This is a genomic window from Paenibacillus sp. D51F, from assembly GCF_053345695.1.
The window spans coordinates 443424-466458 of record NZ_JBKFAO010000002.1; the positions used below are offsets into that span (position 1 = coordinate 443424).

The following is a 23035-nucleotide window of genomic DNA, read 5'->3' on the forward strand; positions in this document are numbered from 1 at the left end:
ACCGGCTTCGGCGCTGCTTGGCGGCGCGTCAGCCGCTCTTGCGGACGCGCGCCTTCGGCAGCGGCTGGCAAACCGCGCAAGTATGCGTGCCGCGCCCGCCGACGACGCTCTTCTCGATCGGCCTGCCGCAGTTCCGGCAAGGCTCGTTCTTGCGGCCGTACACAAGCAGCTCATGCTGGAACTTGCCGGGATCTCCCTGTCCGTTGACATAGGACTTGATGGAGGAGCCTCCCGCATCGACGGCCCTCTGCAGCGTTTCGCGGATCGCCGCGTGAAGCAGCTTCCACTGGGCCGGCTTCAGCCGGTCCGCCGTCAGCTCGGGATGGATGCCGGCCTGGAACAGCGCCTCATCCACATAAATATTGCCAAGCCCCACAATATATTCTTGATTCAGCAGCAGCGGCTTGATGCGCGTCGTCCGCTTGGCAAGCCTTGCCACCAGCGACTCGTACGTAAACTCCTCGCTCAGTGGCTCCAGCCCGAGCTTCAGCAGCGGGGGCATCGTGAATTCCTCGCCCGGCTTGAACAGATGCATCGTTCCGAACTGGCGGACATCCTTGTACCGCAGCTCGGTTCCGTCCGTGAAGCGGAAGCGCACATGCGTATGCTTCGCCACTTCGTCCTCAGCAGCATGCAGTCCGTATTTGCCCTCCATGCGCAGATGGGAGACGAGCACGAGCCCGTCCAGAACGAAACGGATGAACTTGCCCCGGCGTTCCACGTTCAGGATCGTATGGCCCTCAAGGGCAGCCTCGAACGCTTCGGGCTCCTTGGGGCGCTGTATGATGCGCGGCAGGCTGACGACGACCTTCTCGATCGTCTTGCCCCCTGCGAGAATATTGAGTGTTCGGGTTACCGTCTCTACCTCCGGCAATTCCGGCATGATGTCATCACCTCTTAGGCTTCTATTATACCGGAACCATCCTGGCGGCGCATTGCTCAGATTCTGACTGCAAGGGGGCTACTTCGCCTCGTACCAGTTGGCTCCGAAGCTGACTTCGGCCTTCAGCGGCACATTCAGCTCCAAGGCGCTCTCCATCACTTCCGGCACGAGCTTCTTCATGACTTCCAGCTCCTCCGGCGGCACCTCGAACACCAATTCATCATGTACCTGCAAAAGCATGCGGCTCTTCATGCCGTCGGTCCGCAGCCGCTCCTGCATCTTCACCATCGCCAGCTTGATGATATCGGCCGCCGTTCCCTGGATCGGCGTGTTCATCGCGGTCCGCTCGGCGAACGAGCGAAGGTTGAAGTTCGACGCCTTGATCTCCGGCAAATAGCGGCGGCGCTCCAGCAGCGTCTTCACATAACCGTCCTTGCGCGCTTCCAGGACGATATCGTCCATGTATTTGCGCACGCCTCTGAACGCCTCGAAGTACTGCTCGATGAAACGCGACGCTTCCTTCCGGGTGATGTTCAGGTTCTGGGACAAGCCGAAGTCGCTGATGCCGTACACGATGCCGAAGTTGACCGCCTTCGCCGAGCGCCGCATGTTGGAATCGACCTCCGACTCCTGCACGCCGAACACGTCCATGGCCGTCTTCGTATGGATGTCCATGTCATGCGTGAAAGCTTCGGTCAGTCCCTCGTCGCCCGATATATGGGCCAGCACGCGAAGCTCGATCTGCGAGTAGTCGGCCGCCAGGATGCTCCAGCCCGGCTCGGAAGGCACGAACGCCTTGCGGATCTTGCGTCCTTCCTCCAGGCGGATCGGGATATTCTGCAGGTTCGGGAATTGGCTGCTCAGCCGGCCTGTAGCCGCGATCGTCTGCCGGTAGTACGTATGGATCTTGCCGCTGTCCTCGCGGATCTCCTTGAGCAAGCCCTCCACGTAGGTGGACTGCAGCTTATGCAGCTGGCGGAAATGCAGGATGAGCGGAATGATCTCATGGTAGGGCTCCAGCTTCTCCAGCACATCGGCGTCCGTGGAATAGCCGGTCTTGGTCTTCTTCATGACGGGCAGTCCCAGACGGTCGAACAGAATCTCGCCAAGCTGCTTCGGAGAGTTGATGTTGAATTCCGTCCCCGCAAGGCGGTAAATCTCGGCCACGTCGGCGCTGATGCCCTTCTCGAGCTCCTGGCCCAGCTCGCGGATCGCGCCGGCATCCGCGCAGATGCCGAGCTTCTCCATGTCCGCCAGCACGCCGGACAGCGGCTGCTCCAGCTCGAAGTAGAGACGGTTCATGCCGCTCTGCTCCAGCTTCTCGCGCTGCAGCGGCGCAAGCCCGCGCACGGCTTCGGCCTTGGCTGCCAGGTGGGCGTACAGCGTCTCCTTGTCCGGCACCTTGAACTTGGCCCCTTTGCCGTAGACCGACTCGTCCGACGGCACGGATGGAAGGCCGCTGCGGGCGGCGATGCCGGTGACGCTCTGGTCGGTATCCGTCGGGTCGAGCAGGTAGGCGGCCAGGACGATGTCGAAGCCGGCTCCCTGCAGATGGACGCCGATCCGGTTCAGGACGAGCTCCGCACGGTGCAGATCGCAGCCGGTCTTCGGCCGGGACGGGTCGGCAAGCCAGCTTTTGAAGCCGTCCGCGTCCGCGCTCGCGAGCCAATCCGCATCCATGACGAACACCTGGTCCTCCACCGCATAAGCCGCTCCGAGAATATCGGCATGATGGGGGTTGTCCCCATGCGATTCCAGGAAAAAGCCTCCGGATTCATCCAGCGCGGCTTCCAGCGCCGACTTGGCCTCCGAATCCCCGATCTCGACCGGTACGATGGTCAGCTCACGGCTCGGAGCCGTATCCGCAGCTCCTCCACCTGCGCCAGCCGACAGGTCCAGCCTCTCCATCAAGGAGCGGAATTCAAGCCGGCCGAACACATCCGCCAGCACGGAAGGCTCGAAGCCGCTATAAGGAAAGTCTGCCGTTTCTTCCTCGAGAGGAACCTCGCGGAAGATCGTCGCCAGCTGCTTGCTCATGAGCGCGGCTTCACGGTTCTCTTCCACGCGCTCTTTCAGCTTGCCTTTCAGCTCGCCGGAATGCTCCAGCACGCCTTCGACCGTGCCGTATTCATGCAGAAGCTTGAGCGCGGTCTTCTCCCCGACACCGGGAATGCCCGGTATGTTGTCGGACGTATCGCCCATCAAGCCCTTGAGGTCGATGATCTGGCTGGGCACGAGGCCGTAGCGTTCCTTGACGGCTGCGGGATCGTAAAGCTCCGTCTCGCTTACGCCCTTGCGCGTCACGGCGATCGTCACCTGCTCCGAGGCCAGCTGCAGCATGTCCTTGTCTCCGGACACGACAATCGTCTTGACCCCCTTCTCGTCCGCCAGCCGGGTCATCGTCCCGATAATGTCATCCGCTTCGTAGCCGCTCAGCTCGAACTGCTTGATGCCGAACGCAGCCACGACCTCCTTGATCAGCGGGAACTGCTCCGACAGCTCGGAAGGCGTCTTCTGGCGGGTTCCCTTGTAATCCGCGAAGCTCTCGGTGCGGAACGTCACCTTGCCGGCGTCGAAGGCGACGAGCACATGCGTCGGCTTCTCTTCTTCAAGAACCTTGAGCAGCATCGTCGTGAAGCCGTATACGGCGTTCGTATGTAATCCCGCTGCGTTCGTCAGCGGCGGCATGGCGTAGAAAGCCCGGTTGGCAATACTGTTGCCGTCGATCAATATCCACTTGTCCATTGGGCACCTCGTCCTGTTCATGGTTGCTTCCATCATACCATAAACGGCCCTCCGATTCCCGGACGGGACGCTCCCGATTCGATCGGTTCGAAACCTCTGGATGGATTCAGCGTATGTAAATTTATCTTATCATTGGAATATTAAGGAGTGATTTGAATGTATTCGGGAGTCGGACTTTTCGGAATCGGATTTCTATTCATCGGATTCCTGTTTTTCGCCCTCCACGTCGCCCTCTGCGCATGGGCTTATCGCGATGCGAGAAGGCGCGGGCACAGCAGCGAATACGCGCTGATCGTCCTGCTCGCCCTGCTCGTAGCGCCGATGCTCGGACTCATCGTCTATCTGCTGATTCGCGGCGACGGCTCCTACGGAGACCGGCGGTACTGATAAAAAAACAGCCCCGGGATCATCGATCCCAGGGCTATTTGATTGTTCAGAAGCTTTCGCCCCTTATTTCGCTACCGTCTTGTTGTAGATGCCGATCTTCTCGGTGATCTGCTTGGCCGCATCGTCAAGCGCGGCCTTGACGTCCTTCTTGCCCGTGAACGCTTCCTCGATCGCGCCTTCAACCGTCTGGCGCGCTTCCGGGAAGACGCCCATGACGGCGCCTTGGCTGGCCGTGCCCGCCTTGGAGGCATGCAGCTGGTCTACTGCCGTCTGGAACTGCGGGTACTTCGTCAGATTGTCCTTGACGATCTGCTCGTCGTAAGCTTTCGTCGTGATCGGGAAGTAGCCGGTGTTGATGTGCCACTCTGCTTGTACTGCCGGCTCAGCCAAATACTTGATGAACTCCCAGGCAGCCTTCTGCTCTTCGGCCGGCTTGTTGTTCAGAACCCACAAGCTCGCGCCGCCGACGACGACGCCGCCTTCGGAGGATGCGTCCGGCTTAGGCAGGAAAGCCGTGCCGACTTCGAATTTGCCTGCGACGCCGTCGACGATGCCGCGCAGCGAGGCCGTCGAATCCAGCGTCATGCCGATCTGGCCGGCCAGGAACGCTTTTTTCGTGTCGTCCGTCTTGCGTCCGAGATTCAGCGCGGACTTGTCGTCGACCATGCCCTTCCACCAGGTCAACGTGTTGACGGCCGCTTCCTGGTTCACGAGCGATTCGGAGGCGGCGCTGTCGCGGCCGTTGCCGTTGTTGACGAGATCCTTGCCCTGATTCGCCAGCAGCTGCTCCACGAACCAGCCGTAGATGGCGAAGGAAGCTCCCGTCACGCCGCCGCCGGTCAGCTTCTTGGCCGCTTCGGCTACCTCCTGGTAAGTCGCAGGCGGCTTGTTCGGATCAAGTCCGGCTTTTGTGAACAGATCCTTGTTATAATAAAGAATCGGGTTGGACGTATTGAATGGCATCGAGTACTGCTTGCCGTCGAACGTGTAATAGCTCCGGATATTCGGCTCCAGCGAGGACACGTCGTAGTTTTCCTCGTCGATGAACTGCTGCACCGGCGTCACGGCGCCGGAATCGATCATGAATCTCGACCCGATTTCATACACCTGGATCAAGGACGGGCCTGACTTCGAATCCATTGAAGCCTTCAGCTTGTTCAGGCTCTCGTCATAGGTGCCCTGGAAGACGCCTTCCACTTTCACATCGGGATGCGAGGCGTTGAAATCGCTGACCAGCTTGTCCGCGGCTTTGCCGAGCTCGCCGCTCATGGAATGCCACCAGACGACCTTGACCGGCTCCTTGGCAGGCTCCGTGGAAGCTCCGCCCGCATTCGCGGAGGCGTCCGTATTGGAAGCCGCGGAGGTTGGTGCCGGATCGGCGCTTTGCCCGCCGTTGCTCGGATTCGATGCGCAGGCAGACAGAGGCAGCACGAGCATAGCCGCCACAGGCAGCGCCATTTTCCAATTGCGTTTGACCATGGTTGGATTTCTCTCCCTTTGAATCGATATTTGTATATATGGCAAGTCCCGAAGGACGAATACCCGAATGAGGACTGGAATCATGCCGGCTGCATTAGTTCCATACGCGGCCTGGCGTCTTGCTCAGTTCATCGCAGCCTTAGCTCAGCCTTTGACCGCACCGGCTGTAATCCCCCGCACGAGCGGCTTGAGTCCCAGCGCCAGCAGCACGAGGGATGGTACCAGGACGAGCGCCACTCCGCAGAGCACCAGATTCCAGCTCGTCAGCTCCTCGAACTGAAGCATCGCGATCCCGATCTGGACCGTCCGCATGGCATCGCTGCTCGTGATGAGCAGCGGCCACAGGTACTGGTTCCAGCCGTTCAGGAATACATATACAGCCAGCGATGCGGCAGCAGGCCCGGACAACGGCAGCACGACGGAGACGAAGTGGCGGAAATGCCCGCAGCCGTCGATGCGCGCCGCCTCGAACAGCTCGCGCGGCAGCTGCAGGAAAAACTGGCGGAGCAGGAACACGCCGAATGCCGAAGCCGCAAAGGGCACGATGAGCCCTTGGAACGAATCAAGCCATCCCCAGCTTTTGACCGTCAAATAATTCGGGATGATCGTCACTTCCCATGGAATCATCATCGTGCTGATGAACAGCGCGAACCAGAACCTGCTTCCCGAGAACCGGATGTAGACGAATGCGTAGGCCGCCAGCGCCGCCGTCAGCACCTGGAGCACCATGATCGCGATCGCCAGAACAAAGCTGTTGACGATGAAGCCGAAGATCGGCACCGTTTCAATCGCGTTCTTGAGCCCTCCGGTGTACAAGCCGGATGGAAGCAGCTTGGGCGGATACTCGCTGGCTTCGGCCGGGGTCATGAAGCTCTGGGCGAGCAGGTACAGCAGCGGTCCGAGCACGAACAGCGCCAGCAGGATGAGCGAGCCGTAAAGGCTGAATAACCGGACCGGATGGCGCGGATGGCCGTATCCCCTCACTGGTAATGCACCTTCTTTCCAAGTACGAGGAATTGAACCGCCGTCAGCAGGAGCATAAGGGCGAACAGCACGATCGCCAGCGCGCTGCCGGTGCCGAACTGGTAGTTGACGAATGCTTCGCGGTAGATGGAGTACACCAGCACATCCGTGGAGCCGGCAGGGCCGCCCCGAGTCAGGATGTTGACCTGCCCGAACGATTGGAAGGCGCTCATGATCGACACGACCGCAAGGAAGAACAGCGTCGGCGACAGCAGCGGCAGCTTGATCGAGAAAAACGTTCTCCACATCGAAGCGCCGTCGATCCGCGAGCTGTCCATGACATCGTTGTCCAGCCCTTGAATGGCGGCCAGGAGCAGGACGAAAGGAAACCCGGAGTTCATCCATATCGTCATGAGCGAGACGGAACCGAGCGCCACGGAGGGATCGGTCAGCCATTGGATCGGCGCGATGCCGACCTGGCCCAGCAAGTAGTTGAGCATGCCGAGCGTCGGATGATACAGGATCATCCACAGGATGGATGCCGTTCCGACGGAGAGGGCGAGCGGAACCGAAAAGACGAAGCGGAAAATCTTGCTGCCTCTGCCAGCGGCATGGACGAGGCTTGCGCACAGCAAGCCGAGAGCAAGTCCGGCCGGTACGGTCAGCAGCGTGAACTTGACGGTGATCCAGAGGCTGTTCCAGAATGCGGACGATTCCATCATCCGAGAATAATTGTCCCAGCCCGCATAAGCGGCGACCCTGCCACGGGGATCGGTAAGCTGAAAGCTCAGATAGACCGAGCGTGCCATCGGGTAAAAGAGAAACAAGGTGAATACAGCCAGGCTCGGCGCCAGAAACAAATAACCGAGCAGCTGCTCCCGGATCCGCCTCAGCTTGCCTGCTGCGATCGGGGTACCGGCCGAGGCTGCGGAGGCCGGAGACAAGACCGGTTCAGGCTTGTCCGAATATAAGGATGAACTCATGGGTGATTGCCACCGCCCTTTTTTCAATAGATTGCAAGGCCGGAATCGGCTTGGCAACTCCAACGATAACGTCCTTTTGTAACCCCTATGTCAGCAATTTATTAAGATTAGGAAATGTAATAACGCTTGCCGGATAGCAGGGATCTCTTTCTAAAGATTTCTTTAGATTTCAAATCCATGGGAGACAGGCTTTCAGAGACGGCATATAATGATGGCGAACGGGATCGCCGAAAGCGGCTTCTGACGGAACGGAGCCCGACTGGGAGGGAACAAGAGGATGACAGGGGAAATCGAGCAGGACGGAAATGCAGGCGGCCCGATCGTGATCGGGCATAGAGGCGCAGCCGGGGAGGCGCCCGAGAACACGCTCGCGAGCTTCAGGCTTGCGGCCGAGCAAGGAAGCCATATGGTGGAGCTGGACATTCACTTGTCGGAGGACGGCAAGCTCATCGTCTGCCATGACGATACGCTCGACCGGACGACGGACCGCACGGGAGCGATCCGCTCCCTGCATTCGGACGCCATCCGCGAGGCGGACGCCGGGAGCTGGTTCTCGCCTTCGTTTGCCGGGGAACGAGTGCCGTTTCTGGAGGAAGTCTACGATCTCCTCCCGGCCCCTATCGAGATCAACGTCGAAGTAAAGGATTCCGGAGGAGCACGGCTGGACGAGGCGCTGCTTGATTGCCTCCGCAGGGAAAGCCGCCTGGAGCGCACCGTCGTGTCCTCCTTCGACCACAAGCTGCTCCTCAGGCTGAAGCAAGCCGAGCCGGAGCTCCGCATCGGACTGCTGTACGCCGCCGATCTCATCCATCATGCGTCCTATGCGGCGCTGCTGGAGACGGAGGTATGGTCGCTCCATCCGCATCACGGCCTCATCGGAGCCAAGGATGCCGAGGACGCCGTCGCCGCAGGGCTCCGCATCTATCCTTACACGGCCAATCATCCCGCCGAATGGGACCGTCTTGCAGCCATCGGTGTGACCGGCATCATCACCGACTATCCGGGCCGATTGATGGAGCATCTGAGCCGCCGTTGAGGTCATGCGCAACGCAAACAGCCTGCACATTTCGTGCAGGCTTTCTTTATTTTCATATGAAGACGATCGAGCTCAGCCCTGCGGAGCGGCATCGGTTCGGCATGAACGATCTGCCTCGATTTCCACGCTGAATACTGTTCTCCATGTTGAAAAAAGACGAAAAAGCCCCTCGCATGGGAGCGAGGGGCTTTGGGCATCATACGTTCAAATCCGGGCGCTTGCCTGTGACGAGGTAAGTGACGCTCTCCCCGATGTTCGTCGCATGGTCGGCGATGCGTTCGATATAGCGGCCGACAAAGCTGAGCAGCATCGCTTGGTTGATCGCACGGGGATTCTCGACCATGATCGTGAACATTTCCCGGATGATCTGCGAATAGAGGGCATCGACAATGTCGTCGTCCTTGGCCATCTTGTAGGCCAGATCCACGTTCTCCTGCACGTAGGATTGGATGGATTCGAAGATCATCGTCTGCACGGTCTCCGCCATGCGCGGCAGGTCGATCAGCGGCTTGATCAGCTCTTGGCCGTCCAGACGCATGACGACCTTGGCGATGTCGACGGACAGATCGCCCATCCGCTCCAGGTCACCCGAGATCCGGAACGCCACGAGAATGCGGCGCAGGTCCTTGGCGACCGGCTGCTGCGTCGCGATCAGCTTGGAGCCGAGCTCGGTGATCTTCTCCTCCAGGCGGTTCAGCTCCGGATCCTCCTGGATGATCTGAGCCGCTTCCTTGGCATTGATATGGATGAGGGAATGCATGGATTTGGTCAGCGCCGATTCGACATGGTCTCCCATTTCGACCAGCATAGCCTTCAATTGATCCAGTCCTTCGTCAAGCTCCTTGCGTTTGATCACGTTCTCTCTCCCTCTCCCGGCTTCAGCCTTAACCGAATCGCCCTGTAATATAGTCTTCCGTCCGCGCATCCGTAGGATTGGAGAACAGCTTCTCCGTCTCTTCCGCTTCCACGAGCTCTCCATTGAGGAAAAATACCGTGCGGTCGGAAACCCTGGCCGCCTGATGCATGTTGTGCGTCACCATGACGATCGTGTACTCTTTCTTGAGCTCGCGGACGAGCTCCTCGATCTTGAGCGTCGAGATCGGGTCCAGAGCGGACGTCGCCTCGTCCATGAGCAGCACCTCCGGCTCAACGGCGAGAGCGCGCGCGATGCACAGCCGCTGCTGCTGGCCGCCCGAGAGGCTCAGCGCGGACTTGCCGAGCAGATCCTTCACTTCCTCCCACAGCGAGGCGCCGCGCAGGCTGCGCTCGACGATGTCGTTCAGGCGGGATTTGTCCCGTATGCCGTGCAGGCGCGGACCATAGGCGACATTGTCGAAAATCGACTTGGGAAAAGGATTGGGCTGCTGGAACACCATGCCGACACGCTTGCGGAGCACTTCCACGTCGGTGTCCGCGCCGTAGATATCCTGCCCGTCCAGCTTGACGCTGCCGCCGATCTGAACGCCCGGCACGAGATCGTTCATCCGGTTCAGCGTGCGGAGGAAGGTGGACTTGCCGCAGCCGGACGGTCCGATGAAGGCCGTCACGGTTTTTTCGGGAATGCCGAGATTGATCTCCTTCAGGGCGTGAAAGTCTCCATAATGCAAATTAAGACGGTCGATCTCCATTACCTGGTTCATAGTGTCCCCTGCTCCCATTCGTCTTGGAATCTTAGCCGAAGCGGCCCGAGATGTAATCGTCGGTCTGCTTGTTTTCCGGATTCGTGAAAATGATGTTCGTATCGTTGTGCTCGATCAGGTTGCCCATATAGAAGAATGCTGTCTTGTCGGACACACGGGCGGCTTGGGCCATGTTGTGCGTGACGATGACAATGCAGTATTCCTGCTTCAGCTCCGAGATCAGCTCTTCGATCTTGGACGTGGAGACGGGATCCAGCGCTGACGCCGGCTCGTCCATAAGCAGCACTTCCGGCTCGACCGACAGCGTGCGGGCGATGCACAGACGCTGCTGCTGGCCGCCGGACAGCGACAGCGCGGACTGGTTGAGACGATCCTTCGTCTCCTCCCAGAGAGCCGTGCGGCGCAGGCAGGATTCCACGATCTCGTCCAGCTCCCGCTTCTTCTTCACGCCATGATAGCGCGGACCGAAGGCGATGTTCTCGTAGATCGACTTGTAGAACGGATTCGGCTTCTGCCAGACCATTCCGATCCGCTGCCGCAGGGAGACGACATCGGTGCCCGGAGCATTGATGTCCGCTCCGTCGAACCAGATGCTTCCGGTCATGCGGGCATCGGGAATGGTGTCGTTCATCCGGTTCAGGCTGCGCAGGAACGTCGACTTGCCGCAGCCGGAAGGACCGATCAAGGCGTTGACGCTTCCCTTGGCGAAGCGAAGGCTGACCTTTTTCACCGCTTCCTTTTCCCCGTAAAATACGCTCAGGTTATCCGCGCTCAGCGCATCCGTCCCGGCGTGTTCCTCTGCACGGGCCCCGGGGGCCGACTGTGTAGACAATGCCATGGAATTATAGCCTCCTCAGATGAGATTAACGAGATGCGGTCAGCTTGCGGTAAAGGAAGCGGCCCAGCCAGCGCGACCCGAGGTTGAACAGCAGCACGGTCAGGATGAGCACCGCCGATGCGCCGGCGGCGATCTGCGCCGCGTCGGGCGCGACGCCTTCGCTGTTGATCTTCCAGATGTGGACCGCCAGCGTCTCGGCAGGCCTCAGCGGATTGAGAGGCGATACCGGGCTGAGCGGATTCCAGTCCGTGAAGTCCAGGCGCGGAGAGCTCATGCCCGCCGTGAACAGCAGCGCCGCCGCTTCGCCGAAGACGCGGCCCGCAGCCAGGATGGTGCCGGTCAGAATAGTCGGCAGCGATACCGGCAGCAGCACCTTGGTGATCGTATGCCAGCGCGTCAGGCCGAGCGCAAGCCCGGCTTCCTTCTGTTCACGCGGCACTCCGCGGATGCCTTGCTCGGTGATCCTTACCATGAGCGGCAGGTTGAATACCGTCAGAGCCAGCGCTCCTGCGAGCAGCGAGAACTTAAGGTCGAAATACTGCACGAACACAAGCAGGCCGAACAGGCCGACGACGATGGAAGGGAAGGAAGAAAGCACTTCGACAACGAGGCGGATGAAGTCCGTGAACCGTCCAGGACGCGAATATTCCGCCATATAGATGCCGGCCCCGATGCCGAGGGGAACCGTTATGATCATAGTCAGGACAAGCAGGAACAAGGAGTTGAAGAGCTGCGGCCCGATGCCGCCTCCCGTCTTGAACGTCTCTGGAGGAGAGGTCAGGAAATGCCAGCTGATCTGTCCGAGGCCTCGGTACAGGATGAATCCGATCAACGAAGCCAGGACGGCGATGATCAGGAAAGCGAAGAAATAGAATACGGCGGTCGCGATGCGGTCTGCCGTTCTGTTGGACATTCTCATCTGCGTGCTCTCCTCTCCAGAAGGCGTACAATGCCGACAAATACAAACGTCATGACGAGCAGGACGAGCGCCAGGCTCCAAAGAACGTTGTTCTGCACGGTGTCTTTGACCGTGTTGCCCATGCTCAGCGTAATGACGCTCGTCAGCGTGGAAGCCGACTCGAACAGGGATCTGGGAATATGCGGCGAGTTGCCGATGACCATCTGCACCGCAAGCGCCTCGCCGAACGCGCGGGCGATGCCGAGCACGACGCCGGTGAGCATCGATGGGAGCACAGCGGGCAATATGCTGCGGGAAATCGTCTGCCAGCGGGTAGCTCCGAGCGCATAGCTGCCTTCCTTGAGGCCGCGCGGCAGATTGGACAAGGCATCCGTGGCGATCGAGGTGATCGTCGGAAGGATCATGATCGACAGGACGATCGCGCCCGCCGCGATGCCGAGTCCCTGTCCGGGAAAGATCGAGCGCAGGAACGGCACGACGACGCTGAGGCCGACAAAGCCGTACACGACCGACGGAATGCCGGCAAGCAGCTCGATGACCGGCTGCATGAAGCGTTTGCCGAACTTAGGCATCAGCTCCGTCATGAAGACGGCCGCGCAGAAGCTGAGCGGCGCCGCGATGCAGGCCGCAAGGATGGAAGTCGCGAACGAACCCGTAATGAACGGAAGCGCGCCAAAAGAAGGCGGCTCGCCGTCCGGCGACCACTTGATGCCGGTCAGGAACTCCGGTACGCTGACCCCGTTTTTGAAAAAGGTGGCAAGCCCTTTGGATGCGACGAAAAAGACCATCGAAAAAATCGTGACAATAAGTATGGCTACGCAAATAAGGGTATAGGCTTTGCCCTGCCATTCGCTCGCTGCGCGGCTGCGTCTGGAACGCTTCGGCCGAGCTGGATTGCCGGCGGAAGGCCCCCCCTTCTTGGCTCCGGCGGAATCAGGCTTGCCTTCGGCTGGCGCTGCTGCAGGCTTTGCGTCTCCGGGGCCGCCCGGGGAAGTTTGTCTCATGGCGTTCATTTCTCATCTCTCCTTACGCCTTGGCATTATCATGGCGCAAAGCCAAGGCGCGGAAGTGGTTTCCGCGCTCTTGGCCTGCTGCAGCGCGCCATTGGCGCAACTGATCTTATTTCGTAATATTGCCTGCTTCGTCACGTTTTACTTGCATCTCGTGGATCGAGATGTAGCCCAGATCCGTGATGTCCGTTTTTTGAACGTCGTCGCTCAGCATGTAGTCGATGAAAGCTTTCACGATTTCGTTAGGCTCGCCTTTCGTGTACATGTGCTCGTAAGCCCATACCGGATAAGAACCGGATTTCACGTTGTCGGCCGTAGCGTCTACGCCGTCAAGCTTGATCGTTTTGACGGAATCGTCCAGGTAGGAGAGAGCCAGGTAGCCGATCGCTCCAGGAGTTTCGCCGACAAGCTTCTTGACCGTGCCGGAGGAATCTTCTTGAATGTTGCCGGGAAGGTCTTGGGATGCCGTTCCAAGTGCGTATTTCTCGAACGTCTTGCGAGTTCCGGAGCTGGATGGTCGGTTGACGATGACGATTTTCTCGTCTTTGCCGCCAGCGTCTTTCCAGTTCGTGATCTTGCCGGTGAAGATATCGACCAGCTGCTGCTTCGTCAGGTTGTCGATGCCGACTTCCTTGTTCACGACCGTTGCCATGGCTACAACTGCGACTTGATGGTCAACCAGCTCTTGAGCTTTCGCCGCATCGGCATCTTTGAATTTCTCGCCGGCGAAGATGTCGGAGTTGCCGATATCGGCTTGGCCTTCGGATACTTGCGTCAGGCCGGTGCCGCTGCCGCCGCCTTGGACTTGAACGGTGATGTTGGAATATTGGGAGTCGGCCATGAATTTCTTGGACACCTGCTCAACCAGCGGCTGCATAGCCGTCGAGCCTGCTGCCAGGATGGAACCGCTGAGCTCGGAGCCGCCTGCTGCATTGTTCGTGCCGTTGTCGTTTGCTTTGCTTCCGCAGGCTGCCAGCGTCAGCGCAAGCACCATCGTCATCAGGACCAACATCGTTTTCTTCATTTCGTTTTAAATCCCCTTCCGAGAACCAAGTTTGTTCTGCCTCACAAGACTTATTGTACAAGTTCCTTGTTAAAGGGATATCTTCGGTTTGTAAAGGCAATTGTAAAATTGAATAGATGTACTCTGTGAATATCCATCAAAATGATATACTGAATCTATACTCTATCCGGAATGAGGTCATTTATCATGACGTTGATCAAATGGAGAATTATCGTGCTCATCGAACAACTGAAAAAAGTCACCTTGGTCGCTCAGGAACTGGGCCTGAAGCAGCCTACGGTGACCTTTCATATGAAGTCGATGGAGGAAGAATGGGGAATGCCGCTGTTCGAGATGAAGACAGGCCGGATCCTTCTGACAGACGCAGGCCGCAGGCTTCATCGATACGCGCTGAAGATGCTGGCGCTGCAGGAGGAAGCCGCTCGCGAGATGAGGCTCCGGGGAGGCAGCCTCAAGCGCTTGTCTTTGCTGACGGACGCTTCTTGCAGCAGCATCATGGCGGCATTCACCGCATTCGCGCTGGATCCGGCCGGGTACGGAATCGAATGGCTCCGTAACGAAGAAGGACCCGATATGCATGCCGATATCCATATTAGGGAGCGGCAAGAAACGGCTGAAGCAGACTGGCTGCCCCTTCCCCATGCCGACCTTAGACTGGCCGTCTCCCGTGAATGGGCCCAGGCAGCAGGCATCCAAGCCGCGCAGGCTGCCATGGAATCGGGCAAGCCCTGGATCGCGCCGCCTGCTGGCAGCCGGCTGCGAAGCCAAATCTTGTCCTGGGCGGCCGCAAGAGGATTGAATCTGGAAGAAGGACACACAGTGCCGGATTCCGGCATGGCGGCTTCGTTCGCAGCGGCCGGGCTTGGCATGGCTGTCGTGCCTATATTTTCGAATTCCCGCTTTGCCGAAGCAACAACTTGCGTCCTGCCGGATCCGAGCCGGCTGCTGCTGCTACCGCTGAACGGCATTCCGCCCTATCAGCTTGAACTCAAGCTCGACTCCAGGCTTCCATCCGAAGCGCGGCTGGCGATATCCTCCTGGCTGCAGAGCCCGACGGAATAAGCTGCGCGAGCCGTATCCGGCTTGCAGCGGCGATCTACCGCTCAGCGGTCCCCCGCCTCCGGCTTCGGTTCCGCCGACGAATGGCGGCTGTTCAGGATTCGCCCGGCCACCAGCACAGCAATTGCGATGACGACCGGGATGACATAGTCCGCATAACCGAACAAACCGGACAGCTTCTCCCCGACCGCCTTGTCGTCCAGAAGCATTTCCCCTGCCGTGTAGCCGAGCAGCGCGGCTCCAAGTATGACGATGATCGGATACTTGTCCATAATCATGACGAGCAGCTTGCTTGCCCATATAATGAGGGGAACCGTCATTGCGAGGCCGATGAAGATGAGCAGGTAGTTGCCTTGCGCGGCGCCTGCCATGGCCAGCACGTTGTCGAGGCTCATGACCAGATCCGCGAGAATGATCGTCCGGATCGCCGCGCCCAGAGAGCCGCCTGCCTCGATTTCCTCTCCCTTGTCTCCGGTCTGGAGAAGCTGCACGGCGATATAGACGAGCAGGATGGCTCCGGCAAGCTGCAGGTAAGGAATCGAGAGCAGCTTCACCGCCACGAACGTCAGAATGACCCGCAGTCCGATGGCACCGATGCTGCCCCACAGGATCGCCTTTTTTTGCTGTTCGGGAGGCAGCTTGCGGCTTGCCATCGCTACGACGACCGCGTTGTCTCCGCTCAGGACGATATTGATCAGGATCAATTCCAACAATCCAACCCAAAATTCCAACGCAAGTCCTTCTTTCCGGAGCAGGCTGCAGCCTGCTGCCCGTCCATAATCTTGATGAGTAAACTTATTATATGTAAACATATTATAAAACCTATATCAAATTCTGCCTATACTCGGCTTGTCTTGAAACCCACCCAAACGAAAAGGCATCTAATCCGGGCTGCGATGCAGCCTCGGACAGATGCCTTCTCATCCTGCTAGGAGCGCTCGATAACAGGCTCGTTCGTTTCCTGGCTCAAGCGGACCAGCATATGAGCGAGCTTGTGGCGCTCATCGTCCTTGCCGACCTTCCACAGCTCCTGCAGCAGCTTCTCCTCGCTGTTGCGGGGCTCTTCGTGCTTGGCCAGGTAATCGGCGACTTTCTCGGCGGCTACCGCCAGCTGCTCTTCATCGAGGCCGATTCTCCTCGCTAGATCGATCCGGTTGCCCAAATAGCTTTTGAATTCGCCGAAACTGGCGAGAATCTGTTCTTTTTTGCCCTCGTCCATCTTGCCGATCGTTTCCTTGACTTTGTCGTAGGCTTCCGCGCCGTTCTTGATATCCTGCTCTTGTGCCATAGTCATTTCATCCTCTCGGGGTAAAGGGTTTGTCCTGCTTGAGCCTTCATTACCCCGGGGATATTCGCCTTAAACGAAGGAATGGACCTCCCGCATGCCAGCGAAGGTCCATTCCGAGAAATTATTTATCGATGGAATCCGTTCCAGCTCGTCACATCGTCTACGGAAAGACGGACGGTCGGATGGCCCGGCTCGGCTGCCTTGCCGACGGCGATCAGCATGACGTTCGCATAACGCTCCGATACGCCGAACATCTCGCGGAACTGCTCCGTATTGTAGCCTGCCATCGGTACTGTATCCAGCCCTCTGGCGCGTGCGGCCAGCATCAGCTGCTGGGACACCAGGCCGCCGTCGATCAAGGCTCCATGCAGCAAGCGGTCACGGCTGAGACCACCGTAGAATTTGTTCATGTTGCCGATCAGCGTGTCGGCTGTTTCCTGGTTCATATAACCAGCCTCGACCGCCTTGGCATAGATGCGCGGCGCTTCCTTGTAGGACTCCAGATCGACAAGCACGGCGATGACGGCGGAGGACGCCACGATCTGCTCCTGGTTGAAGGCTACCGGAAGAAGCTTTTGCTTCAATTCCGGATCCGTAATGACGATGAAGCGCCATGGCTGCATGTTGCTGCCCGAAGGCGCCAGCACGGCTGCGGACAGCAGCTCCCGGATCTCCTCATCCGTCAGCTTATGGGAAGCGTCATACTTGCGGACGGAACGGCGTTCCTTGATGACCGTGTGAAAATCGATGACCGGCTGTTGGACCTTGCTTTGCTCAGGAATGGTGGCCATTCTCTGCACTCTCCTCATCGTCAACTGTATCTCTATTGATTACAGTATAGTATCATCCTAGGATATCCGTGTCAACGGATAGGAATAAATGGTTTTGTCGTGAAAAAAGAGACAGGCGCGGATCGCTGATCCGTGCCTGTCCGCCTTGCATGCTGCACTTGCGTGCAGACGTTCAATTACGCATCCAGTCCATGTTCCTCGCGGATCTTGTACATGCCGGTGACAAGCGGATCCGCCGTATCCCTGTTGAGCAGATGGAGCGCGAGCAGATAATGGAACGGCAGGGCGACGACGTTGTTCCCGTCGGTGATGGACGGGAATCCGGCTTCGACAACCGGCCCATGCTCGGGATGGACATCGATATCGACATGAACCGACTCCGGAGCGAACTCCTCGCGGACCGTCTTGGCGATATGCGGGACGATGACCTGGTCGAACAGATACTTCGCTTCGTCTTCGTTTTGAGGCGGAGGCGGCACGAGCCTGCTGCGTTCTCCCCTTAGAATATCCACGAAGAAAGAAGATAACCATAAGGCCGGGTCTTCGTTTTTCTGGAAGTTCTGGACGAGCTCGTTCATGAAAAATCCGCATGTATACAAGTTGCCGTTAGGATCCGTCAGCCTGTACATGACGAGAGGTCCGTACATGGGGTGGCTGATGACCTGCCCGTCCACTTCGTATTCATCCTGGTAAAACGTTCTAAGCGCCGTCTCTCCATGCTGGTAGAGCGCCGATATCATGTTCATCAATTCGGTTTCGGTTAGTCCGGGCTGTCCTTCAGGAACTTCGGTTCCCGGAGTTGCCTGCTTGTCTTCGGTATCATTGTTTGTCGTCATGCACGCATCCTCCTATCATGCGTCCATCTTACCATTCCGCATAGGAAAGGGAAAGCCATAAAGCGATTTCAGCAGAGGAATAAACTTCCTTTTTTCATGCTCTTGCCGCCGGATACTCGGAACGGACCCAGCTGTGATCCTTGCTGATCCCGTCGTCCGACACCAGCAGGTAGGCCGTCCCCGGCTTCGCGGCGCCGCCCTCGTCAAGGGTCGTGTCCAGGTGGAACCACGAATCTCCCAGCTTGACCAGATTCCATACATGCTTGGATCCCTTGGAGTCCCCGTATACGATCCGGCTATTGAATCCAGCCGCCTCCAGCATCCGCTGAGTCATCAGAGCATAGCCCTGGCATACGGTGCTCCCGCCCTTCGCCAGGCCATCGTAAGCCGAATGGCTGGATAGCGAATAATCATAGGCGAATCGGCCGATCACCCAGTCGTGGATCGCTTTGACCTGCTGCCTGTCCGTCATGCCCGGCTTCAGCAGCGAATCGACGGCTTCCTTCGCCGTTTTGCGGACATATTCGCTCTGCTCGGCTGTTTCCCAATACTCCATCTTGAACGTGATGGCAGCCTGGTTTCTGGTGCTCGTCCAGCTCCAGCTCATTTTCTTCAATACAAAGCGCATGTAGTCGTCCTTGCTTCCGATCCGCTTGAACAGCTTGTCCAGCTGCTTGGCCAAGTCGGATGTGTCGCCTGCATAGTTGACCGTGACGGAAGTCCCGTACGACTGCTTCATGACGCCGTAGACGATGGATGCCGCTTCCTCGAAGGAATCGGCCGCGTAGGCGCCTCCTGCGACATAAACGGCGGCTGCAGCCGAAGGCTCCGCCGCCGACGCCTGCAGGGGAGCTGCGATCAAAGCGGCTGCCGCGGCTGCGGCGACGATCCTTCTGAGCCATCCTTCGAATCCTGAGGAAATAACCTTCATTCCGATAACCTCCGTTTGATCCCGCGGTCTCATCGATTATGTATCTATCGAACTATCAATATATCATTCTGTAGTTCGCAAGTAGCGGGTATTTGTTTACTAGATTATTCGGATCGAACCATTTCATAGTTTATATATGACTATAGAAATAGTTCTTTAAGCCTATTATAAATTTTACGCTTCTTCTATATGGGTCGTATAGAGACCGGATTCAAGGCACTGCCGTCTGGGCATGTTCCGAAGAGCCTCGCCTGCAGCCTGATTCTAAATCCGCGGCAGGGGTTACTTAATGGCATGAGGCAAACACAACACTGAAAGAAGAAAAGGGAGGAAATCATCATGACATGGTTATGGGCATTGATTGTAGGAGGCATCATCGGCTGGCTGGCGGGCATGCTCGTAGGCCGCGACGTTCCGGGCGGCATCATCGGGAACATCATTGCGGGGTTTGTCGGCGCATGGCTCGGTTCCATGCTGATCGGCGAGTGGGGTCCTGTCGTCGGAGGTTTCTACTTCATTCCGGCATTGATCGGAGCTATCGTGCTTGTCGCGATCGTCAGCCTTATTCTCGGAAGCATGCGCAGAGCTTCTTAATTGGAAGCCGTACAGCGCCTATGAAATATAGCGCATAAAAAAACCGCCCGGCTCGGGCGGTTTTTTTATGCGCTATTGGCAGAGCGGAGCAAGAGAAGGTATCCTTGTCTTATTCTTGTTAGGGAGGTTGGATCGTCATTATGATATCAGGTCTCTATGAAGCCCATCTGCCGGTCAGCAGCCTGGAGAAATCCATGGAATTCTACAGCCGGCTCGGACTGAAGCTTGCCTGGCGAGACGAGGATACCGCCTTTTTCTGGCTTCAGGAAGGCGTCAGCTGGCTAGGACTTTGGGAAGGCAAGGAAGCCGGCACTCCCTACCATCCTTCCCTGCGGCATGTCGCGTTCCGGGTCGGCTACGAGCATCTTCGGCAGGCCGAGAAATGGCTCCGTGAACGGGGCATCCAGCCGGTGCCGTTCGGCGGGAGGTCGTCCACGGCTCCGTTCGTGCGCCCTCATCAGGGCAATGCCTCGGTTTATTTCAACGATCCGGACGGCAACAGCCTGGAGTTCATGTGCGCCGTGGAAGTACCCGAAACAATGAGGCATATAACGGATAAGCTCTCGCTGGAGCAGTGGGACGAGCTGTCACGCTAGCTGATCGCTGATTGCGTCGATTCGCTCAGCTTCCTACCGCCTATGCAGACGCTGGCTCATTGTCAGTGTCTTCTTTTAGGCTTGTTCCCTTTTTCAGCTCCACTCGCCTGTTACGAGCCCGCGCGCCGCAGTCAGCAGCGCGCTTTTTTGGGCTTCTGCCTGAGCCTCGGTCAGTTCCCCGGAGGAGAGCTGGCGCTCCAGTTCCGCCTCCCATGGCCGATAGACGCCGCGGATGACGGCGTCCTCCGCGCTGCTGGACAAGCTGGCCGCTTCGGCCGGCGTCTCTCCGTTCCTCAGCCGCTCCACGAGCTGGTCTACAGGCAGTCCCGCCGCTTGCGCGGCCGCAGCCGTCCACCCTATGCGGCTTGCGTCGATCCGGTCGGACTGCGTCTTCTCCAGAGCGGCTGCCGATGCATGCGCGCGGGAAGGGACGGACATCGCGCTGCTCATCGACAGCATCAGCAGAAGAGCGCTGGCTGCGATCAGCCGGGCTTGCCTGGATTTGCGGTCACTCCTTGAAGTCCTCGCCGCATCGTTGACAGCCGGGAGATCAAGTCCTTGTTTTTGGTCCACGTTCATACCGCCTTTCGCCGGCGTCCGGATGCCCGGACAAGCCGCTTGTATGCTTTATTGTAACGGGCCTAGGTTAAGCCCGGTTTAAGCGACTCTTAAGAAAGCATTAAATTTCGCCGGCATCGGCATCGCTCGTCGAGAACGACAAGGCATTGAATTCAGTTTATTCTTTGGCATTCGGAAATATAACTCAAGAAAGAAAATAGTATGCTCACGGACCCGTTTGATTTGGATTTATTGTACGTTTATTTCAATCCACTCCCTTTCGGCATGAATTCATTTTTTTGAAAAGTCCGTTTATTTTATTGATGATTCCATTTTAAGCTGATGTCATCCAGCATCCTTCCTTTGCAACGGAATTAAAAAAGCCGTTTGGCGACAGCCGCTCTCAAGCGGCGCCGCCAAACGGCTTGTATGCATTCTGTATGAAACCCTATTCCTCGTAAATTTTCGTCAGCATCGCGCCAAGCTCCTGCAGCGCCTGCTCTTCCTGCTCACCTTCGGTCTCCACCGTGATCTCGTCGCCTGCGGCGATTCCGAGCGTCAAAAGACCGAGAGAGCTTTTGCCGTTGGCTTTTTTGCTGCCCTTATGCAGCGTCACCTTACAAGGAAAAGAGCTTGCCTTTTCCACGAACAGCTTGGACGGACGGGCATGGAAGCCCTGCGGATGAATGACGGTGAAAGTTCCGGTTGCCATGATTATGCTTCACTCCTTAGTTGTTGATTGACAAAATCGAGTACTTCCTGCTGCGAGTCCATGCCGAGAGCTTCTTCGGCCAGCACGGCCCAGTCCTGCTGCGACAGGCGCGACACCAGCTCGCGCGCCGGCAGCACCGAGGATGCGCTCATGCTGAATTCATGCAAGCCCATGCCGAGCAGCAGCGGGATCGCCGCCGAATCGCCCGCCATCTCGCCGCACATGCCGGCCCATTTGCCGTGCTTTTTCGCAGCTTGAATGACCATGTTCACCAGCCTCAGGATGGATGGATGATGCGGCTGGTACAGATACGCGACCGATTCGTTCATGCGGTCTGCCGCCATCGTGTACTGGATGAGATCGTTCGTGCCGATGCTGAAAAAATCCACTTCTTTCACAAGCGCTTCGGCATTCAGCGCCGCTGCCGGAATCTCGATCATGATTCCGACCTCGAGCGAATTGGATACCGGCACGCCCTCGGATTCCAGAGAGGCCCGCTCCTCCGCCAGGATGCGCTTCGCTTCGCGAAGCTCGCTGACGACAGCGATCATCGGGAACATGATCGCCAGCTTTCCATGGGCGCTCGCACGCAGCAGCGCGCGGAGCTGGGCGCGGAACAGATCCTGCCGCTCCAGGCAGAGCCGGACGGCGCGGAGGCCGAGGAACGGATTCGCTTCCTTAGGCAGCGTCAAGTAAGGAAGCTCCTTGTCTCCGCCGATGTCGAGCGTGCGGATGACGACGCGCTTGCCGTTCATTTTCTCCAGCACATGCTTGTAGACGGTGAACTGCTCTTCCTCGGACGGGAACGTCGAACGGCCCATATAAAGGAACTCCGTCCGGAACAATCCGATGCCGTCCGAGCCGTTCGCCAGCACCTTCTCCAGATCCTCGACGCCGCCGATGTTGCTGGCCAGCTCCACCTCATGGCCGTCGGACGTGACGGAAGGACGGTTCACGAACTGCTGCATGCGCAGCTTGTAGTCCTCGTATTCCCGCTTGCGGGCTTGATAGTCCTGAAGCTGGGAATCGGAAGGATCGACGATCACCTCGCCTCCAACCGCATCCAGAATGACGATGCTGCCGGACTCGATACGCGCCGCGGCGGCTCCCGCGCCTACGACGGCGGGAAGCTCCAGGGAACGGGCCATGATTGCGGAATGGGAAGTGCGGCTGCCGATCTCCGTCACGAAGCCGCGCACGTAATCGAGATCGAGCTGAGCGGTATCGGACGGCGTAAGATCGTTCGCGATGAGGATCGTCTCCTCGTCCAGCTCCGACAGCGCGCTGTGCTCGCGGCCTTCCAGCTTGCTGATGACCCGCCCGGCAACGTCCTTCACGTCCGCGGCGCGTTCCCTCAGAAGCTCGTTGTCCATGGATCGGAGCACGTCGATGATGGACGAGGACACTTCATGCAGCGCATAAGCGGCATCCACTCCATCGCTGTCGATCATGTCCATCGCGGCGTCGATCAGATCGGGATCGTCGAGCAGGAACAGATGCGCTTCGAATATTTCCGCCTTCTGCGCGCCCAGCTTCTCCAGCGTCCGCTCCCGAATGCGGTCGATATCGACCCGGGCCGCCTCGACGGCCTCCTTCAGCCGCTGCTTCTCCGCTCCGGCATCCTCTGCGGGCTTGCGCGAAGGAACCGTCTCCGACTGCTGAAGGCGGTATGCCTTCGCGATCGCGATTCCGGGCGATGCGGCTACTCCAGTAATCAGTTGGCTCATTCTGAACTCCTTCTTTCTCTATCGCACTCGTTGTCT

The 23035-nt window shown here is 58.3% G+C and carries 24 protein-coding genes; 5 read left to right on the forward strand and 19 right to left on the reverse strand.

Annotation, left to right across the window (positions count from 1 at the left end):
- Positions 1–28: 28 nt before the first annotated feature.
- Both mutM and polA read right to left on the reverse strand, forming a co-directional pair.
- Positions 29–883: a DNA-formamidopyrimidine glycosylase gene (gene mutM, locus ACLBWT_RS05755; RefSeq protein ID WP_447662081.1), complete on the reverse strand. Its 855-nt coding sequence runs from the start codon at positions 881–883 to the stop codon at positions 29–31.
- A gap of 78 nt (positions 884–961) precedes the next feature.
- On the reverse strand, positions 962–3628 hold the full coding sequence (gene polA / locus ACLBWT_RS05760) for a DNA polymerase I (RefSeq protein ID WP_447662082.1): 2667 nt from the start codon (positions 3626–3628) through the stop codon (positions 962–964).
- A gap of 156 nt (positions 3629–3784) precedes the next feature.
- Between polA and ACLBWT_RS05765 the strand changes: the two genes are divergently transcribed.
- A complete protein-coding gene (locus tag ACLBWT_RS05765) occupies positions 3785–4015 on the forward strand; it encodes a PLDc N-terminal domain-containing protein (RefSeq protein ID WP_447662083.1) in 231 nt (76 codons plus the stop codon).
- Between the two features lie 63 nt (positions 4016–4078).
- Here the strand turns inward: ACLBWT_RS05765 and ACLBWT_RS05770 are convergent, their stop codons facing one another.
- The 3 genes from ACLBWT_RS05770 to ACLBWT_RS05780 all read right to left on the reverse strand — a co-directional run bounded on the left by ACLBWT_RS05770 (position 4079) and on the right by ACLBWT_RS05780 (position 7440).
- Positions 4079–5494 (reverse strand): ABC transporter substrate-binding protein, encoded by a 1416-nt coding sequence (locus ACLBWT_RS05770; protein WP_447662084.1) that lies wholly within the window; start codon positions 5492–5494, stop codon positions 4079–4081.
- 144 nt (positions 5495–5638) lie between these two features.
- Entirely contained in the window at positions 5639–6478 is an 840-nt protein-coding gene (locus ACLBWT_RS05775) for a carbohydrate ABC transporter permease (RefSeq protein ID WP_447662085.1), read from the reverse strand.
- Positions 6475–7440, reverse strand: coding sequence for a carbohydrate ABC transporter permease (locus ACLBWT_RS05780; RefSeq protein WP_447662086.1), 966 nt, complete (start codon positions 7438–7440; stop codon positions 6475–6477). The genes ACLBWT_RS05775 and ACLBWT_RS05780 overlap by 4 nt, the downstream gene beginning before the upstream one ends.
- Positions 7441–7717: 277 nt before the next feature.
- Between ACLBWT_RS05780 and ACLBWT_RS05785 the strand changes: the two genes are divergently transcribed.
- On the forward strand, positions 7718–8476 hold the full coding sequence (locus ACLBWT_RS05785; RefSeq protein WP_447662087.1) for a glycerophosphodiester phosphodiesterase: 759 nt from the start codon (positions 7718–7720) through the stop codon (positions 8474–8476).
- Between the two features lie 196 nt (positions 8477–8672).
- On the opposite strand, the gene phoU is transcribed toward ACLBWT_RS05785, so the two are convergent.
- The 6 genes from phoU to ACLBWT_RS05815 all read right to left on the reverse strand — a co-directional run bounded on the left by phoU (position 8673) and on the right by ACLBWT_RS05815 (position 13907).
- Positions 8673–9332, reverse strand: coding sequence for a phosphate signaling complex protein PhoU (gene phoU, locus ACLBWT_RS05790; RefSeq protein WP_447662088.1), 660 nt, complete (start codon positions 9330–9332; stop codon positions 8673–8675).
- 28 nt (positions 9333–9360) lie between these two features.
- Positions 9361–10116: a phosphate ABC transporter ATP-binding protein PstB gene (gene pstB, locus ACLBWT_RS05795; protein WP_048745432.1), complete on the reverse strand. Its 756-nt coding sequence runs from the start codon at positions 10114–10116 to the stop codon at positions 9361–9363.
- A gap of 31 nt (positions 10117–10147) precedes the next feature.
- Positions 10148–10954 carry a phosphate ABC transporter ATP-binding protein PstB gene (pstB, locus tag ACLBWT_RS05800; RefSeq protein ID WP_083688382.1) on the reverse strand — a complete coding sequence of 269 codons (807 nt, stop codon included), beginning with the start codon at positions 10952–10954 and terminating at the stop codon, positions 10148–10150.
- 25 nt (positions 10955–10979) lie between these two features.
- Positions 10980–11867 (reverse strand): phosphate ABC transporter permease PstA, encoded by an 888-nt coding sequence (gene pstA / locus ACLBWT_RS05805; RefSeq protein WP_447662259.1) that lies wholly within the window; start codon positions 11865–11867, stop codon positions 10980–10982.
- A 2-nt stretch (positions 11868–11869) separates the two neighbouring features.
- Positions 11870–12886, reverse strand: a complete 1017-nt coding sequence (gene pstC, locus ACLBWT_RS05810) for a phosphate ABC transporter permease subunit PstC (RefSeq protein ID WP_447662089.1) — start codon at positions 12884–12886, stop codon at positions 11870–11872.
- Between the two features lie 106 nt (positions 12887–12992).
- Positions 12993–13907, reverse strand: coding sequence for a phosphate ABC transporter substrate-binding protein PstS family protein (locus ACLBWT_RS05815; RefSeq protein ID WP_447662090.1), 915 nt, complete (start codon positions 13905–13907; stop codon positions 12993–12995).
- A gap of 186 nt (positions 13908–14093) precedes the next feature.
- Between ACLBWT_RS05815 and ACLBWT_RS05820 the strand changes: the two genes are divergently transcribed.
- A complete protein-coding gene (locus tag ACLBWT_RS05820; protein WP_447662091.1) occupies positions 14094–14969 on the forward strand; it encodes a LysR family transcriptional regulator in 876 nt (291 codons plus the stop codon).
- A 41-nt stretch (positions 14970–15010) separates the two neighbouring features.
- Here ACLBWT_RS05820 and ACLBWT_RS05825 read toward each other — a convergent pair whose 3' ends face one another.
- The 5 genes from ACLBWT_RS05825 to ACLBWT_RS05845 all read right to left on the reverse strand — a co-directional run bounded on the left by ACLBWT_RS05825 (position 15011) and on the right by ACLBWT_RS05845 (position 18812).
- Positions 15011–15697 (reverse strand): TerC family protein, encoded by a 687-nt coding sequence (locus ACLBWT_RS05825; RefSeq protein ID WP_447662092.1) that lies wholly within the window; start codon positions 15695–15697, stop codon positions 15011–15013.
- A 197-nt stretch (positions 15698–15894) separates the two neighbouring features.
- Positions 15895–16254: a DUF3243 domain-containing protein gene (locus tag ACLBWT_RS05830; protein WP_447662093.1), complete on the reverse strand. Its 360-nt coding sequence runs from the start codon at positions 16252–16254 to the stop codon at positions 15895–15897.
- A gap of 125 nt (positions 16255–16379) precedes the next feature.
- Positions 16380–17045 (reverse strand): nitroreductase family protein, encoded by a 666-nt coding sequence (locus ACLBWT_RS05835; protein WP_447662094.1) that lies wholly within the window; start codon positions 17043–17045, stop codon positions 16380–16382.
- A gap of 176 nt (positions 17046–17221) precedes the next feature.
- A complete protein-coding gene (locus tag ACLBWT_RS05840) occupies positions 17222–17881 on the reverse strand; it encodes a hypothetical protein (RefSeq protein ID WP_447662095.1) in 660 nt (219 codons plus the stop codon).
- A 94-nt stretch (positions 17882–17975) separates the two neighbouring features.
- Positions 17976–18812, reverse strand: coding sequence for a transglutaminase domain-containing protein (locus tag ACLBWT_RS05845; protein ID WP_447662096.1), 837 nt, complete (start codon positions 18810–18812; stop codon positions 17976–17978).
- A 339-nt stretch (positions 18813–19151) separates the two neighbouring features.
- Between ACLBWT_RS05845 and ACLBWT_RS05850 the strand changes: the two genes are divergently transcribed.
- Complete coding sequence (locus ACLBWT_RS05850; RefSeq protein ID WP_076358280.1) at positions 19152–19406, forward strand: GlsB/YeaQ/YmgE family stress response membrane protein; 255 nt, start codon at positions 19152–19154, stop codon at positions 19404–19406.
- Between the two features lie 140 nt (positions 19407–19546).
- Entirely contained in the window at positions 19547–20002 is a 456-nt protein-coding gene (locus tag ACLBWT_RS05855; protein WP_447662097.1) for a VOC family protein, read from the forward strand.
- 93 nt (positions 20003–20095) lie between these two features.
- Here the strand turns inward: ACLBWT_RS05855 and ACLBWT_RS05860 are convergent, their stop codons facing one another.
- From ACLBWT_RS05860 to ptsP, 3 genes are all read right to left on the reverse strand, one after another.
- A complete protein-coding gene (locus tag ACLBWT_RS05860; protein WP_447662098.1) occupies positions 20096–20575 on the reverse strand; it encodes a hypothetical protein in 480 nt (159 codons plus the stop codon).
- Between the two features lie 433 nt (positions 20576–21008).
- Complete coding sequence (locus ACLBWT_RS05865) at positions 21009–21272, reverse strand: HPr family phosphocarrier protein (RefSeq protein WP_021877772.1); 264 nt, start codon at positions 21270–21272, stop codon at positions 21009–21011.
- A 2-nt stretch (positions 21273–21274) separates the two neighbouring features.
- Positions 21275–22999 carry a phosphoenolpyruvate--protein phosphotransferase gene (gene ptsP / locus ACLBWT_RS05870; RefSeq protein WP_447662099.1) on the reverse strand — a complete coding sequence of 575 codons (1725 nt, stop codon included), beginning with the start codon at positions 22997–22999 and terminating at the stop codon, positions 21275–21277.
- Positions 23000–23035: the final 36 nt, after the last annotated feature.